This is a genomic window from Mycobacterium pseudokansasii (assembly GCF_900566075.1).
Lineage (GTDB): Bacteria > Actinomycetota > Actinomycetes > Mycobacteriales > Mycobacteriaceae > Mycobacterium > Mycobacterium pseudokansasii.
The window spans coordinates 488,974-503,381 of record NZ_UPHU01000001.1; the positions used below are offsets into that span (position 1 = coordinate 488,974).

Genomic DNA, 14,408 nt, shown 5'->3' on the forward strand with positions numbered 1-14,408 from the left:
AAAATGCCTTCCTGAACACTGGAAAAAGACGACTTCAGCACTCGTATTATCCCAGGCCAGAAGGCATTTTCGCTGTTCACACGCCGATCAAACCACCAGCCGATCCACGGATTCAGGCTAAGTAAGCTCCCCACGATCAAAGGTATAAAGGCCGCGCACGCCTGGATCACCGGCGAGCTTGGCGTGCAGCTGAGCTTGAATCACGTCGTGTCCGCCGCCAACAAGAAGCAGATACCCCGCCGAATCATCAAAGGCGCCATCTACTTCAGCACGCAGGACTTGTACGACTGGGTGGTGGCGGTTGCGGGGGAGGCGGAAACCGCATGACCGACACGACGCCCGAACCGCGTGGCTTCACGCCCATGGCTCCGCACCTCTTCACTCGCGCGGCTGCGCAGGCCCCGGTGGGCCGCCCGGCAATGAACCCCCGCGCCAATACGCAGGTGCAGGCGTCGATGCGGGCCGAGCAGATCATCAAGCGCGCCTGGAACAATCTGACCCTCGCGGACGTGATCTTGACAGGTGTGCCCGCGATGCGAACGCGAGCCGATGTGGCGGCTGACGAGTTCCACCGCCAAGCGGCCTGCGATGCGCGCGCCAGGGCCGAGGGTGAGACGCCGGTGCTCTGCTACGACACGTGGGACGGTGACGCCTACTACGATCCCAATGCCATCTACGAACAAAGCGCGCTGAAGATATGGACGGTCGGCACCAACCATGTCGACATCGTGCGCGACCGCTGGCACGACTCGCCAACGCGTCTGCCCACACCTGTCAGCTACGCGGCGGGTCACATCACCAACAAGCTCGACACGCTCGACTGGTTCCACTGTGAGCGTTACGGCTGTGCGGGCGGCTGCGGCCTGGAGTGCAACGTCAACGTCGCGGAGGACTGTGGCGGCCGCACGCGGCTGCTGCCGGTGGACCGGGGCGCGCTCATCCTCCTGTTCCGGTGCTGCTGGGGCTGCGAGGCCGAGCTGACCGCTGCGCTCCCGTCGATGCGAGAATACGTATAGGCGAGCTAAGCGCAAATTAGACAGTCAATACGTAATTCTGTCGCGGGCCAGACTGGCCCGAATCAAACACGAAAAAGATTCTCGTGCAGACAGTTTCGATCGTGCCCATAGTGGAGGTAGGTCCGCAGGATGGTCCTGCGTCCGAACCGCCAAGGAGGAAAAATGGCATCGATTGATGACGACTACCCAACGCCGGACGAGTGGCACCTGCACAGCGCGGGGTCGAAGGGAGTCACGTTCCATTGTGACTTCGTCAATGACGTCGAGTCGGCGCTGGCTGCATTCCAGCACACTATGCGCGCAGTCATGGATGCTTGGCCGATGACGACAACCTCGATGTCGATAACTATCGGTTAATCGACTACCTCGCTGCCGCGTTCGCCCGGATACAGACGAAACATGTTCGGGCGAACCCGGTGCGGGTTCGGGTAGAGTAAGAGTCGGCCCCTGGCGCGTCTGTAGACAGGGATTGCCGTGGACGCAAACCCCATGTAGGAACTGGAGTTTGGAGGCGTCCGTGGACGACGATGATAAGCCGACCATGACTGAAACTGAGTTGTGGGAGTGGCTGCACTACGACGAGGGCATCCCCGTTACTCGGCGCGCGATCAAGATGGCGGTGATCAACCGCGAGATTGAGCCGACGCGACTCGGCAATGGCAACTTCTTCTCACGGCGGGACGGCCTCGCGTGGCTGCGATCCCGTAAGCAGGCTGGTGCGTACAGCGCATCGAAAGTTCCTGCACGCCAACTGTAAATGCAGAAGACCCCGACCCAAAGTCTTTATGCCTGGCGGGCGCTGACGGACGGGGCCGGGGTGCCGTATTCCCTGAAGGAGAACAATGCCGAGTCTACCTGAAACCGATGCCGCCGAAATCCGAAGCGTCGCAGCAAGAGTGTATTTGGGCGCGCTGCTTCCAAGTATCGCGCCAATGGATTCATGGGCACACTTCCTCTCCCGCGCGGGCAGAAGTCCTCGCCTCCAACTGGATTCACAGGGGGTGGTAGACCACACCCCGATGACGAACAGGTTGCGACGTGGATCCGTGACCACCGGAGTGGGAACATCGCGCTGCGACTGTCTGACGTCCCACGCGAGTCTCTGGCCGATCGCGACGACCTACCGCCGATCTATGCGGGCAACAATGTCGACGGGTGGGAACTGGTCGGCATCGACGTCGACAACTACTCCAAGGGCGACTCTGAGAAGCGCGGCGCGGAGCAGCTGCGTGACTTGGAGGCCGAACTAGGCCAACTACCCGCGACCGCGCTGAGCGGGGCCAGGCTCTCCACCGGAAGCTGCATCGCGGTGTTCCTGGTGCCGAAGGGTTACCGGTTCGCGGGGAAGGCCGAGGACTCCATTGAGGTGATCCAGAAGCGCCACCGGTACATGGTGGTTCACCCGAGCACCAATCCCGATGCAGAGGATGCCCTGTACGAGTGGGGTTGGGGCGCGCCGTCCAAGCTCGCGGACGCGGGGGCCGAATCGCTGGAGCGGTTCGAGGACGGAATGCCGACCCTGGAGCAGGTCGCGGTCCTGCCGAAGGCCTGGTTCACCCACCTGACGCGCGGCGGGATGGGCGAGAGCGATGACCCGATAAGCGGCCTGTCGGACGGCCAGCTGTGGGAGTGGCTGGAGGCCCGACCGGGCTACGGCGATGGGATGTGCTCGGAGATGGAGAGCGCCGTGGACGAGTGGGTGGCGAAGATTGAGGCCAGTTCAAGCACCCACGACGTACTTCGGGACGCGCACTGGCGGTTGCTCAAGTTGGCCTCCGAAGGTCATGCAGGAGTGAAGGCCGCTCTTGACCAGGTGACGCGGGCTGGCTGGCCCGCTGCGGTGGGGAAGCGCGACCTGGAGACGCTAGGCGCGGAGATGGGCCGCAGCATCGCCGGGGCGCTCGACAAGATCCAGCCGATATGGGGCGACTACGTGCCTGAGGACACGTGCGCCGTTGACAAGACCAAGTTCGACTGCGACGCATGGACGGACCGGCTGGCAAACGACCCCGGCAGGGCGGGCCGGTATTGCTTGGTGACGGCACGCGAGCTTGCCGAGCCGGTGGAGCCGATGCGGTGGCTGGTGAGGGGCATCTGGCCCGAGCGATCCGCAGGCGTCCTTGCGGGCGACAAGAAGTCCTTGAAGACATGGAATCTGCAAGCACTTGCTCTTGCGGTCGCATCGGGGAGGCCGTTGTTCGACAAGTATCACGTCGTGTCGCCGGGGCCGGCGCTGTACCTGCCTGGCGAGGGCGGGCGCACCACCTTCGCTAACCGACACCAGGTTATCGCCGAACGGTACGGGATCACCGATATCTTGCCGGACTTGGAGTTCGGTGCCGAGTTTGGCGTGGGGATGTTGGACGACGGCGAGTTCACTGACGCGATAAAGCGGCACTTGGATGAGTTGCAGCCCGCCTTGGTGGTGCTGGATCCGCTACACGCCTATCACCCGGGCGATGTTGAGGTGCAGAACGTCTACGCACGCGGGCCGATGTTGGCGAACTTACGGGAGTTGATCGGTGGCGAGGCGGCGTTGATCGTCGGCGACCACTTCAAGAAGACCACCGGCACGCGGTTGGACCTCGACAACATCGCCTAGGCAGGCATGTCGCAGTGGGCCGACTCCTGGATCTTGCAGAAGCACCGGGAGACACCAAATCTCGAAGACGGCAAGTTCTGGCTAGAAGTCGAGTCTGGTACCCGCCGAGGCAGCGGAAAGCACCTTGAGGTCGATTGGACGTTGGAGCGGGATAGCGCAGACCCCGACACAACCATGTGGCGTGGCGTCGATTGGGATACCCGCCCGATGGCGGGGAAGTCGGCTGCGGGACAGGTTGATAAGACGATCCAGCGCATCCTCCAAGTCATAGACGATGAGCCGTTCGCCCTGACTGAGACCGGCGTGTTGGCGAAGGTCGGCGGCAATAAGGACAAGGCCTACGAGACGTTGCAAGTTCTGAAGGCCAACGGTGCCCTCGTCGTCCAAGAACGCGAGCGCCCGGAGGGCAAACGCTCCGTGAAACGCGCACTCGTCGGACCGGGGGAGAACGCCGAACGGGTGCGCCGGAACCGATACCGGCTTGGCGAACCCGTACCGGGCTCGGAACGGGTTGCCGCAACCGATACCGAAAACGGTATGGGTTCGGAACGGGTTGAACCGTGAACGCGGGAAAACAGCTGGTAGACAGCAGGATCGAACCCGTACCCCTCAACGGTACGGGTTGCCCCGGTGAGGCGTCGGAAGCGGGCGGGGGAGGGAACCCGTACCCTCCCCGCCGCGCCTATAGGGAACGGGTTGGGTTGCCCAAGGTGGTCGAGGATCGAAAACACCGGCGGGCTAGGCGGATCGAATGAGCACCGTTTACACGCCGATTGAACCGCCGTATTGGTGGCGACCATCACCGCGCACCCGGCGGGGTCATCCCATAAGGCCGAGGCGGAACCCGCGCATGGAGCCGAGACCACCCGAGACATGGCGACCGGGCGAACGATGAAAACCAAACGGAAACAGGAGAACCGAGATGCCTACCTCTGAACGCGCCGACCTTAAACTGATGGGATTCGACGGGAAGTGCACGGCGCGGAGCCAACGCACGGGCGAGCAATGCCGACGACCAGCAGCACGCGGCGCGAACGTCTGCCCGGTACACGGCGGCTCAGCCCCCTAGCGGGAGTTTCCGGCCTTTTTAGTTGATCGGCGTGTCTTTCGTTGTGGTGCTTGAGGTTTGTGTGACGAGAGAGTATTACCCATATATGGCGTCGATCGTGGGGAAGCGCCGCGGCAAGCAGACCTACTACTACCTGGTGGAATCGGCGCGGGTGGGCGGCAAGCCGCGCATCGTGTCCCAGCAGTATCTGGGCAGCGCCGATGAGGTGCTGGCCAAGCTGTCGGCGACGCCGAGCGGGCAGCCGATCCGCAGCCAGCACAAGCAGTTCGGGGATCTGGCGGCGGTGTGGTCGACGCTGAGGCGGCTGGACGTGGCCGGGATCGTCGACGAGGTGGCGCCGCGTCGCGCGGACGCGGCCGCGTCGGTGGGCACCTACATCGCGCTGGCATGCGCGAACCGAATCGTCGACCCGTGCTCCAAACGCGAATTCGCCGACTGGTGGGCCAGCACGGCCGGGCCGCGATGGGTGAAGCTGGGCCGCGCCGCGCTGGATCACCGCCGGTTCTGGGACGCGATGGACCGCCTCGGCGAGAGCGAGCTGCGCGAGATCGAGACCCGGCTCGGGCGGGCGATGGTCGGCGAGTTCGGGCTGGATTTGACCGGGCTGGCGCTGGACATGACCAACTTCGCCACCTTCATCGACACCGGCAACGCGAAGGCGTCGATCGCGCAGCGCGGCAAGGCCAAACAGAAACGCACCGATCTGCGGCTGGTCGGGTTGGCGCTGGTCATCACCCGCGACGGCGGGGTGCCGGTGATCAGCCACGCCTATCCCGGTGATCGGCCTGATGTCACCCAGTTCCCCACGGTCATCGACGAGCTGGTGGCCCGCTACCGCGACCTGGTGTCCTCGGTCGAGTCGCTGACCGTGGTCTATGACGCCGGGCAAAACAGCGGCGACAACCACACGGTCGTCGAAGAGCACGGGATCGGGTTCGTCGGGTCGCTGCCGCCCAGCGATCACCCCGACCTGCTGGGCATCCCGGCGCGCGACTACCGTGTCGTCGACGAAGACCGCTATCCCGGGCTGACTTTCGTCGACACCACCGTCACCGCGCTCGGGGTGACCCGCCGCGCGGTGCTGACCCACTCGGCGAACCTGGCGGCCAAGCAGGCCCGCGGCCTGGACCAGACCCTGGCCAAGGCGCGGCGTCGGCTGGCCGAGCTGGCCGCCCGCCTGGCCCGCGGCCACACCCGCCGCGACCGCGACAAGGTGCAGGCCCAGATCGCTGCGATCTGCAAACCCCGCTGGGTGGCCGATATCATCACCGTCACCCTCACCGGCGAGCAGCCCGCCGAGTTGCGGCTGGCCTGGCACACCGACAGCAAAGCCCGAAAACGCTTGGAACAACGAATCTTCGGCAAACGGATCCTGTTCACCAACCGCGACTGGCCGGTGCCCGACATCGTGGCCGCCTACCGCTCCCAATCCGACGCCGAATTCGGCTTCCGCCAGCTCAAGGACCCGCACGTGGTCTCGTTCAGCCCAATGCACCACTGGACCGACTCCAAGATCCGCGTACACGTGTCCTACTGCGTGCTCGCCTTGGCCGTCGCCCACCTGATGCGCCGCCACGCCGACCAGGCTGGGCTGCACCTGTCCGTGCGCGAGTTACTCGACCAGCTCGCCGGCATCGAAGAAACCGTGCTGCTCTACCACGACGGCGGCAAGGGACGCCCCCGCGTGCAACGCATGCTCACCGACACCACCCCCACCCAACAGAAACTGGCCGACCTGTTCGACATCCACCAATACGCACCCACCCGCTGACCCCGCCGGGCCCCTCACAGCGAGTTGGGTAATACACCAGCGCTGCCCGAAAAAGCCATCCCACCAGGCGAAACCAGACCCACAATCAAGAAAGGCCGGAAACTCCCGCTAGGTGAAGGCCGCGGCGCGACGCCGCCTCGACCAAGCCGCCGATGTTCTCGTGCAGCGACTCTTGAAGTTCGCACTCGATGGCGACGTTGCAGACAATGTTGCGCTAGCAGCGATTCGGGATGCACTTGACCGAGCGGGCATGGGAGCCAAGACCGAAGTGGCCGTTGAGGTCAAAGCGCCGTGGGAGGAACTACTTGGTGACGTCGCGCACGTGACCAAGGCGCAGCACGAGGCGATGAAGCGCGGGGAACCGCTGCCGCCGACCCCACCGCCCGCGCTACCCGCGCCCGACGTCGACATCGTGGACGCGGAGGTTGTCGAAGACACACCCGAGCGTGTCGGAGAGCGTGCGGACCGCCCGAACGTGCCCGACTGGGCTGAACCCTCGCCCGCAGCACCTCCTAGCCGCGAACTCGTGACCCTGGAGGACGCGGCCGCAGAGGTCGCCGCAGCGAACCGGGCAGCCCGCATCACCAAGGCGCGGCGACGACGGTAGCCAGGTGGCACATAATCGCAGGTGAGAGGCATAAAAGCTGGCGTAGCGTAATAGCCGAAACGACCGTTTCGGCGGTCACGGCTATAGGAGGCGAGATGGCAAGACGAGTGATCGGCTACGTTCGAGTGAGTACCAAGGATCAGGGTAAGAATGGTTACGGGCTTGGAGCGCAACATGATTCGCTGCGGCAGTTCTGCGACGAGCGCGGCTACGAACTGCTTACGGTGACGAGTGATGTTGTAAGCGGCGCTGATTCGGTACGAATGTACGGCAGAGAGGTCGCTATCGCGGTCATAGAGACGGGTGTGGCAGACGCGCTGCTGGTGCGTTCGCTGGACCGCGCGACACGGAGCCAACTCGACCACGCGAGCCTGTTCGAGCGCGCCCACCGCAACGCGTGGCGGCTGATGGACTGCGACGGTGCGGACAGCGGCGACCCGAGTCAGCGGCTCACCGCAGACGTTCGCAACGCCGTCGCTGCCGAGGAGCGCCGCAAGATCAGCGAGCGGACCAAGGAGGGTCTGGACAAGGCGCGGCGACAGGGCACGCAGTTGGGCCGACCCCCGCAGATCGCACCCGACAGCGCCCTGGCCAAACGCATAGTGCGCATGAGCACACGAGACGGACTGAGCGTCAACAAGATCGCGCAGCGTCTCACAGCCCAGAAGGTGCCGACGCCAGGCGGCGGGCCGAAGTGGTACCCGACGACCGTCAGCGACGTCCTCAAGCGCGCCAACAAGAACGGCGCGGCAGCATGACCGCCCACCGCCCCGGTTCGCGCGTGCTCGTCACGGCGCGCGGCGACCCCTACACCGGCCGCGTCGGCACGATTGCGAATACCTGGGAGGCCGACGACGGCGCGCTGGTGTACACCGTGCAGTTCTGCGCGGAGCACGGCTACCCGCTGGGCGACCACCACACCGCCTACTACCTCGCGGACGAGGTGGAGCCAGCATGAGGCCGCTCGTCAAGCGCACACCGGACGGTCGCCCGTACTCGGTGCCGAGTACGCCCCGGTCCCCGGCGACGGCCCTAGGCGCGCAACCCGCCGAGCACGCGGAGAGCGGGCCGGAACGCACACCTGCGCGGGTAGACCGGCGACCCAAGCTCACCGCCGAGGACGTGCGGTCCATCCGCGCCGACTACGCGGCGGGCAAGTGGAGCCAGGGCGACCTCGCCTACATCTACGGCGTCACCCAATCGACCATCAGCGCCGTTCTGAGCGGCGACTCCCACGTGACCACCGGACCCACACCCCGAGAACAGGATTCATGACATGGCAAGCGTTCAGAAGCGCGTACGCACAAGCGGAACAACAACATACGTGGTGCGGTGGTACACGCCCGACGGCACCGAACGGACCAAGGGCGGGTTCCGCACCCGGAAGGACGCCAAGGCGTTCGCGGTCAAGGCCGACGCGGAAACGCTGACGGGCATGGACTTCGACCCCGGCAAGGGCAAGATGTTGTTCCGGGACGCGGCGGCGATCTGGCTGGAGTCGCGCAAGGCCGACACCCGCAACAACGCCGAGAACCACCGCTACGCCCTCGCCCCGGCCGCAACCCGGCGCGGCGACGGCAAGACGCTGGGCATTGACGCGGTGTTTGGCGGCTACCCGCTCAACAAGATCACTCGCGAGTACATCCAGGCGTGGGTCAACCGGCTCACCGAGGCGGGCAAGAAGCCCTCGACCGTGCGGCACGCGTTCTGGACCGTTCGCATGGTTCTGGAGCAGGATGGCCGGCTGGCGAAAAGCCCCGCCGAGTACATCAAGCTCCCCACCGAGACCGGCACCAACGGCGGCCAGGTCGGGGTAGTCGTGGATCGGGCCATGTTCCTCACGCCCGCACAGGTTTCTGCACTTGTCGATGCGACGCCCTGGCCGTACAACGTCCTGGTGCACGTCGCCGCATGGGCGGGGTTGCGCGCGGCGGAACTGGGCGGGCTTACCATCGCCAACGTCGAACTCCCAGACGCGCCACGGAACCCGAACGTCGCGGCGAAGCCAGGCGTGCTGCGCGTCCAGCAGGCCACGCGGGCGAAGGGTGCGACCATCGAGTACGGCCCGCTCAAGACCAAGCAGAGCTACCGCCGCGTGCCGTTGACCTCCGAGACGACGGAGTTGCTGCGGGACTACCTCGCCGAGCACCCGCGCGCCGATGACCCCGCCGCGCCCCTGTGGCCCGGTATGTCGCTGACCCCGCCCCGGCCTACCGGAGTGCGGGCCGACAACGCGGCACCGGGAGCGGCCAGTACGGCTGTGGACGAGGCAGCCCCGAGCGCGACCGCGAAGGACCGCGCGCGACGACAGGCCGACGCACTCGCCGAACTCACTGTGGAGGAAGCGGAGCAGCGGTTAGTGCTCGACTGGACGACGCCGCTACGCCACGCGACGTTCTACAAGGCCATCTACCGACCGGCGGTGTTGCGCGCCAACAGGCTCACCCCGACCGCGAAGGTGGACCCGGACCAGTCGTTCCACTCGCTGCGCCACACGTACGCAAGCCTGTGTATCGCGGCGGGCATCAGGCCCATCGACATCGCGGAGTTGATGGGGCATCGGGACGTCAAGACGACGCTCACCGTTTACGCGAAAGCTGATCAACACCGACGATCACACCGGCAACATGGCCGCGCTGGGAGCACTCGCGGCCCCGGCGCAGAAAGCCAACTACGGCAATGTGATTCCGCTGTCGGCGACGCCTGAAAACTGACCCCGTGTCGACGCCCGAATTTTGACCCCCTTCGTCTGAGTCTCGGCTTACGAGCCGAGAGGAGAAGGGAGTTGTTAGCTGTGGAGGACTGGGCTGAGATCCGCAGGTTGCATCGAGCGGAAGGGTTGCCGATCAAGACGATCGCCAGGACGTTGAACATCTCGCGCAATACGGTGCGCTCGGCGTTGGCCGCTGAGGGCCCGCCGAAGTATGAGCGCAAACCGGCGGGCTCTGCGGTGGATGCATTCGAAGACGCGATCCGTGCCCAGCTCAAGGCGGTGCCGACGATGCCAGCGACGGTGATCGCCGAGCGGGTCGGCTGGACGCGGGGGATGACGGTGTTCAAGGAGCGCGTGCGGGAGTTGCGGCCGGCGTTTTTGCCGCCGGACCCGGCGGGGCGTACGACGTATGAGGCCGGCGAGATCGCCCAGTGCGACTTCTGGTTCCCACCGACCACGGTCCCAGTCGGCTATGGGCAGGTCCGTACCCCGATGCAGCTTCCGGTGCTGACGATGGTGTGCGGGTATTCGCGGTGGCTGGCCGCGATCTTGGTTCCGTCGCGGTGCGCTGAGGATCTGTTCGCCGGGTGGTGGCAGTTGATCCACGCGCTGGGGGCGGTGCCGCGCACCCTGGTCTGGGACGGGGAGGGCGCGATCGGACGCTGGCGCTCAGGCCGGGTCGAGCTCACCGGCCAGTGTCAGGCGTTCCGCGGGGTTCTGGGTGCGAAGGTGGTGGTCCTCAAACCTCGAGAACCCGAGCACAAGGGCATCATCGAACGCGCCCATGACTACTTGGAGCGCTCGTTTCTGCCGGGCCGAACCTTCAGCGGTCCCGGCGATTTCAACCACCAACTCCAGCAGTGGCTGCAGACGGTGAATCGGCGGACCCGCCGGGTACTGGGCTGCGCCCCGACCGAGCGCATCGGCGCGGACCGTCAGGCCATGCTGGCGCTGCCGCCGGTGGCGCCGGCGACCGGTTGGCGCGCCACCACACGGCTGGCGCGCGATCACTACGTGCGGTTGGACTCCAACGACTACTCCGTGCACCCGGGCGTGATCGGGCGGCGCATCGAGGTCCTGGCTGATCTGGACCGGGTACGGGTGTTCTGCGAAGGCAAGCTGGTCGCCGATCACGAGCGGGTGTGGGCGTGGCATCAAACCATCACCGACCCCGAACACCGCGCGGCGGCGAACATGCTGCGCTGCAACCGCATCGGCGCGCTGCGTCCGGTGCGTGAACCTGCGGATCAGATCAGCGTGGAACAGCGGGCGCTGGCCGACTACGACACCGCCCTGGGCATCGATCTCGGCGAAGGCGGGCTGGTGTCATGACCACCACCAAAACCACGCGCACGACCGTGGCGTCCTCGAACCACCGGGACCTGAGTGCCGAGATCAGCTTTTTGACCCGCGCCCTGAAAGCACCCACGATGCGCGAAGCAGTCGCCCGATTGGCCGAGCGGGCCCGCACCGAATCCTGGACTCATGAGGAATTCCTGGTGGCCTGTCTGCAGCGCGAGGTTTCGGCTCGCGAGTCCCATGGCGGTGAGGGCCGCATCCGCGCGGCCCGGTTCCCATCGCGGAAGTCGTTGGAGGAGTTCGACTTCGACCATGCCCGCGGCCTCAAACGTGACCTGATCGCGCACCTGGGCACCCTGGACTTCGTCACCGCCCGTGACAACGTGGTCTTCCTGGGGCCGCCGGGCACCGGCAAGACCCACTTGGCGATCGGAATCGCGATCCGGGCCTGTCAGGCCGGCCACCGGGTGTTGTTCGCCACCGCCTCCGAATGGGTCGCCCGGCTAGCCGAAGCCCACCACGGCGGGCGGCTTCAACCCGAACTCCTCCGGCTGGGACGCTACCCACTGCTCGTCATTGACGAAGTCGGCTACATCCCCTTCGAACCCGAAGCCGCCAACCTGTTCTTTCAGTTGGTGTCATCGCGCTACGAGCGGGCCAGCCTGATCGTCACCTCCAACAAACCGTTCGGCCGCTGGGGCGAAGTGTTCGGCGACGACGTCGTAGCCGCGGCCATGATCGACCGCCTCGTCCACCACGCCGAAGTCATCGCCCTCAAAGGCGACTCCTACCGCATCAAAGACCGCGACCTCGGGCGCGTCCCGGGATCGACCACCGAAGAATGAACACCAAGGGGGTCAATTTTCAACCGTCGAAAAGGGGTCAATTTTCGGCCGCCGTTGACATCCGCTACACGGTTGAGCATTGGGAGGTTAAAGCCGAGGTCGCGGGCGTAAGGTCTGTCGGCATGACCTGGTTTGTCTGCACGATCTCCAAGGGTGAACCCGAGAATTGGGACCTCTGCAAGTCGACCGAGTTATGGGGCATTCCCGGAAAGTCGAAGTTGGGATTCACCGCAAAGGAGGGAGATCACCTCCTCTTTTGGCTGGGTGGCCGTGGCTACGCCGGGATCGGCACGGTCATGGGTGAGGCTAGGGTCGCGAAGCGAAGCAGTGAAATACCGTGGGCGGGCGGCCTCGCAAGGTGGTCTTACCTCATCCCCATCCGTTTCGACCTAGAGGTCAAACAGCCTCTATTCATTGGGTTCGTTCGGAGCCACCAGCACGAGACCGACTTCACCTTGGACAAATTCCAGCGCGGGTTCGCCCCGGTTCCCGACGAGCCAGCCGAGATGATCGCCGAACGGTTGCGGTTGCGGAGCGCCGACGAGCGTGCGATTGAGACGTCCCAGTCGTAGTCGGGCGGGAGCCACAGAAATCCTTATTGTCTTCGAACATATGTTCGAATATGCTGAACCCAACTAACTCTGCTGGAAACGGCGAGTCGTACCCGGCGCGGGGGCTATCGGCAGCGGTAGGTTCCTAGCACGTGGTGCCAGCGAGTCGCGTGGCAGACCGACGAGAGGATCGGCATCGGTGGCGAAGGTTGCAGTAAACGGGGCTATTGCGGAAACGCTCTCGCTGATCGAAGTGGAGGCCGCCCCGTCGCGGCCCTCACCGGCAGTGTTGCGCTATCCAGGATCGAAGTGGTCGCTCGCGGGCGCGATCATCCAACACTTTGGCCCGCACTACCACTACGTGGAGCCGTTCTTCGGTAGCGGTGCGGTGTTCTTCTCGAAGGAGGCATCGCAGCATGAGGTCATTAACGACACCAACGGCTCGGTCGTCAACCTCTTCCGTGCGCTTCGTGATCACACCGAAGACCTGTGCTGGGCATTGGAAGCAACACCATGGTCACGCGACGAATACGTCGACTCGGACATTTTGACCGGCGACCCGGTAGAAGACGCACGACGATTCGTGGTGCGGTGCTGGCAGGCTCACGCGAGCGATCTAGCCAAGAAGACGGGTTGGAAGAGCCGGGGTGTTAAGCAGCGTGCGGGTGGGATGAGCCATCGATGGCAGAAGGTTCCCGATCAACTGCGGGTACTCGCGTGGCGGCTAAGTGACGCCGAGATTGACCACCGACCGGCTATTGAGGTCATCAAGCGTCACGCGGGCGCAGATTGCTTGATCTACGCCGACCCGCCGTACGTCCACAGTTCCCGCACTCAGACGATGTACGGCTTTGAAATGACGGATGCCGAACACGTGGAACTTCTTGAGACGTTGCGTGCGCATCCTGGGCCTGTTGTGCTGAGCGCGTACGCGACTGACTTGTACGCAGATATGTTGTCCGACTGGGCTACTCACGAACTGAAGCCGCCGAAAGTGGAGAAGGGCGCGGCGCGCACTGAAGTGTTGTGGGTGAAACCAGCCTAGGTATCGCCGAAGCCTTCGGGCCAGAGCTCTGGGAAGTACTCCTGTGCGCGCTGCGAAGGTGAGCCGACAGGTGGCTTCTCCAGAGCAAAGGCCGCTGACATCCAGTCAGCCCAATGGAGCGGCGGGTAGTACTTGAGCTGGCCGCCAGAGTTCATGTAGCACTGCCAGAGTCGGTGACGTCGGCCGTTGTCGTCGATGTATCCGTTAAGAGACGCGCCTTCGATAAGCCATTCCACTTCGCCCTTCGGGTTTGCCACCTTCAGGGTCAGCGGGAACGAGATCAACTGGAACTGCGTCCAAGGATTGTTGTGCGCGAGAATTACGTACTTGCTGTGCGGGACGTCGATGCCTTCTGCCTCGGCGAGATGCCAGCCTGTCACCTGATCCACGATTTCGGGGCCGGCCAACATCGGTTCCAGTTGATCTGTTTGTCGAGTAGGTTCTGCCGAAATTTCGCAGCTGAGTTAGCAAGCTCCATGAAGCTGCACTTGTTGCGTTCCGGCTGAATCTTCGACATCTTCGCGGACAGGCCGTACGGCAGCGGGGACGCCGGGACGATCACGTCGAAGATTCCCTTGTTCTCCGTCGTGGCGCCGTTGGTGACTGCGGCCAGCGCGCGCTCGAAGTCACGAAAGCCAGGCATGGTTTCCCCGGTGGCTTTCAGCACAACCTGGCCGCTGCCGTCTCGGTAAGTGCTGAGGATCAGTCTCAGCGCTGTCATCTCGACCGCATTCAGTCCGCGGTCACGTAGCGGTAGGCCGTCGTCTGCCATCTCTGAGAACCCCATCCCGCGCGGCGTCGGAGAGGTGGCGTCGCGGCATGGCGAGTATGCCAGGCCTTTCATAGCTATCGCCACGGCGGCGCGCGGGGCGTCGGGGTACGGGACCGAT

General features: G+C 64.7%; 18 protein-coding genes and 1 pseudogene. 17 read left to right on the forward strand and 2 right to left on the reverse strand.

Annotated features, from left to right (window positions below; all coding sequences use genetic code 11):
- The first annotated feature begins 183 nt into the window (after positions 1-183).
- The 17 genes and pseudogenes from EET10_RS30415 to EET10_RS02285 all read left to right on the forward strand — a co-directional run bounded on the left by EET10_RS30415 (position 184) and on the right by EET10_RS02285 (position 13,518).
- On the forward strand, positions 184-327 hold the full coding sequence (locus EET10_RS30415) for a hypothetical protein (protein WP_246013592.1): 144 nt from the start codon (positions 184-186) through the stop codon (positions 325-327).
- Positions 324-1,016: a hypothetical protein gene (locus EET10_RS02215; RefSeq protein ID WP_122501860.1), complete on the forward strand. Its 693-nt coding sequence runs from the start codon at positions 324-326 to the stop codon at positions 1,014-1,016. Before EET10_RS30415 ends, EET10_RS02215 begins: the two co-directional genes overlap by 4 nt.
- A 162-nt stretch (positions 1,017-1,178) precedes the next feature.
- A complete protein-coding gene (locus EET10_RS02220) occupies positions 1,179-1,373 on the forward strand; it encodes a hypothetical protein (protein WP_122501861.1) in 195 nt (64 codons plus the stop codon).
- A gap of 160 nt (positions 1,374-1,533) precedes the next feature.
- A complete protein-coding gene (locus EET10_RS02225) occupies positions 1,534-1,773 on the forward strand; it encodes a hypothetical protein (RefSeq protein ID WP_122502726.1) in 240 nt (79 codons plus the stop codon).
- A 177-nt stretch (positions 1,774-1,950) separates the two neighbouring features.
- Positions 1,951-2,451 (forward strand): annotated as a pseudogene (locus EET10_RS31525) (bifunctional DNA primase/polymerase); the annotation flags it as partial.
- A complete protein-coding gene (locus EET10_RS31885) occupies positions 2,449-3,618 on the forward strand; it encodes an AAA family ATPase (RefSeq protein ID WP_342774186.1) in 1,170 nt (389 codons plus the stop codon). The pseudogene EET10_RS31525 and the gene EET10_RS31885, both read left to right, overlap by 3 nt.
- A 6-nt stretch (positions 3,619-3,624) precedes the next feature.
- Positions 3,625-4,182: a hypothetical protein gene (locus tag EET10_RS02235; protein ID WP_122501863.1), complete on the forward strand. Its 558-nt coding sequence runs from the start codon at positions 3,625-3,627 to the stop codon at positions 4,180-4,182.
- A gap of 590 nt (positions 4,183-4,772) precedes the next feature.
- The gene (locus tag EET10_RS02240; protein WP_122501864.1) at positions 4,773-6,458 is read left to right on the forward strand and encodes an IS1634 family transposase; all 1,686 of its coding nucleotides are present in this window, start codon (positions 4,773-4,775) and stop codon (positions 6,456-6,458) included.
- A 250-nt stretch (positions 6,459-6,708) separates the two neighbouring features.
- The gene (locus EET10_RS02245) at positions 6,709-7,065 is read left to right on the forward strand and encodes a hypothetical protein (protein WP_136624702.1); all 357 of its coding nucleotides are present in this window, start codon (positions 6,709-6,711) and stop codon (positions 7,063-7,065) included.
- 95 nt (positions 7,066-7,160) lie between these two features.
- Positions 7,161-7,823 carry a recombinase family protein gene (locus tag EET10_RS02250; protein WP_122501866.1) on the forward strand — a complete coding sequence of 221 codons (663 nt, stop codon included), beginning with the start codon at positions 7,161-7,163 and terminating at the stop codon, positions 7,821-7,823.
- Positions 7,820-8,023: a hypothetical protein gene (locus tag EET10_RS02255; RefSeq protein WP_122501867.1), complete on the forward strand. Its 204-nt coding sequence runs from the start codon at positions 7,820-7,822 to the stop codon at positions 8,021-8,023. The genes EET10_RS02250 and EET10_RS02255 overlap by 4 nt, the downstream gene beginning before the upstream one ends.
- A complete protein-coding gene (locus EET10_RS29075; protein WP_136624703.1) occupies positions 8,020-8,340 on the forward strand; it encodes a hypothetical protein in 321 nt (106 codons plus the stop codon). The genes EET10_RS02255 and EET10_RS29075 overlap by 4 nt, the downstream gene beginning before the upstream one ends.
- 1 nt (position 8,341) lies before the next feature.
- Positions 8,342-9,772: a tyrosine-type recombinase/integrase gene (locus tag EET10_RS02265; RefSeq protein ID WP_122501869.1), complete on the forward strand. Its 1,431-nt coding sequence runs from the start codon at positions 8,342-8,344 to the stop codon at positions 9,770-9,772.
- A gap of 78 nt (positions 9,773-9,850) precedes the next feature.
- On the forward strand, positions 9,851-11,110 hold the full coding sequence (istA, locus tag EET10_RS02270; RefSeq protein WP_036398116.1) for an IS21 family transposase: 1,260 nt from the start codon (positions 9,851-9,853) through the stop codon (positions 11,108-11,110).
- Entirely contained in the window at positions 11,107-11,922 is an 816-nt protein-coding gene (gene istB, locus EET10_RS02275) for an IS21-like element helper ATPase IstB (RefSeq protein WP_051490151.1), read from the forward strand. Before istA ends, istB begins: the two co-directional genes overlap by 4 nt.
- The gene (locus tag EET10_RS02280; RefSeq protein ID WP_122501870.1) at positions 11,919-12,494 is read left to right on the forward strand and encodes an EVE domain-containing protein; all 576 of its coding nucleotides are present in this window, start codon (positions 11,919-11,921) and stop codon (positions 12,492-12,494) included. The genes istB and EET10_RS02280 overlap by 4 nt, the downstream gene beginning before the upstream one ends.
- Positions 12,495-12,672: 178 nt before the next feature.
- Entirely contained in the window at positions 12,673-13,518 is an 846-nt protein-coding gene (locus EET10_RS02285) for a DNA adenine methylase (protein ID WP_167480116.1), read from the forward strand.
- Here EET10_RS02285 and EET10_RS02290 read toward each other — a convergent pair.
- Complete coding sequence (locus EET10_RS02290) at positions 13,515-13,928, reverse strand: hypothetical protein (protein WP_122501872.1); 414 nt, start codon at positions 13,926-13,928, stop codon at positions 13,515-13,517. The genes EET10_RS02285 and EET10_RS02290 overlap by 4 nt on opposite strands.
- Entirely contained in the window at positions 13,895-14,290 is a 396-nt protein-coding gene (locus EET10_RS02295; RefSeq protein WP_122501873.1) for a hypothetical protein, read from the reverse strand. The genes EET10_RS02290 and EET10_RS02295 overlap by 34 nt, the downstream gene beginning before the upstream one ends.
- Between the last annotated feature and the right edge of the window lie 118 nt (positions 14,291-14,408).

Coding starts and splice junctions, on each gene's coding strand:
- EET10_RS02290 (WP_122501872.1), bottom strand. CDS start 13,928: ATGTTGGCCGGCCCCGAAATCGTGGATCAGGTGACAGGCTGGCATCTC.
- EET10_RS02280 (WP_122501870.1), top strand. CDS start 11,919: ATGAACACCAAGGGGGTCAATTTTCAACCGTCGAAAAGGGGTCAATTT.
- EET10_RS29075 (WP_136624703.1), top strand. CDS start 8,020: ATGAGGCCGCTCGTCAAGCGCACACCGGACGGTCGCCCGTACTCGGTG.
- istB (WP_051490151.1), top strand. CDS start 11,107: ATGACCACCACCAAAACCACGCGCACGACCGTGGCGTCCTCGAACCAC.
- EET10_RS02215 (WP_122501860.1), top strand. CDS start 324: ATGACCGACACGACGCCCGAACCGCGTGGCTTCACGCCCATGGCTCCG.
- EET10_RS02240 (WP_122501864.1), top strand. CDS start 4,773: ATGGCGTCGATCGTGGGGAAGCGCCGCGGCAAGCAGACCTACTACTAC.
- EET10_RS02265 (WP_122501869.1), top strand. CDS start 8,342: ATGGCAAGCGTTCAGAAGCGCGTACGCACAAGCGGAACAACAACATAC.
- EET10_RS02235 (WP_122501863.1), top strand. CDS start 3,625: ATGTCGCAGTGGGCCGACTCCTGGATCTTGCAGAAGCACCGGGAGACA.
- EET10_RS02295 (WP_122501873.1), bottom strand. CDS start 14,290: ATGGCAGACGACGGCCTACCGCTACGTGACCGCGGACTGAATGCGGTC.
- EET10_RS02255 (WP_122501867.1), top strand. CDS start 7,820: ATGACCGCCCACCGCCCCGGTTCGCGCGTGCTCGTCACGGCGCGCGGC.
- EET10_RS02250 (WP_122501866.1), top strand. CDS start 7,161: ATGGCAAGACGAGTGATCGGCTACGTTCGAGTGAGTACCAAGGATCAG.
- EET10_RS02220 (WP_122501861.1), top strand. CDS start 1,179: ATGGCATCGATTGATGACGACTACCCAACGCCGGACGAGTGGCACCTG.
- EET10_RS02245 (WP_136624702.1), top strand. CDS start 6,709: ATGGGAGCCAAGACCGAAGTGGCCGTTGAGGTCAAAGCGCCGTGGGAG.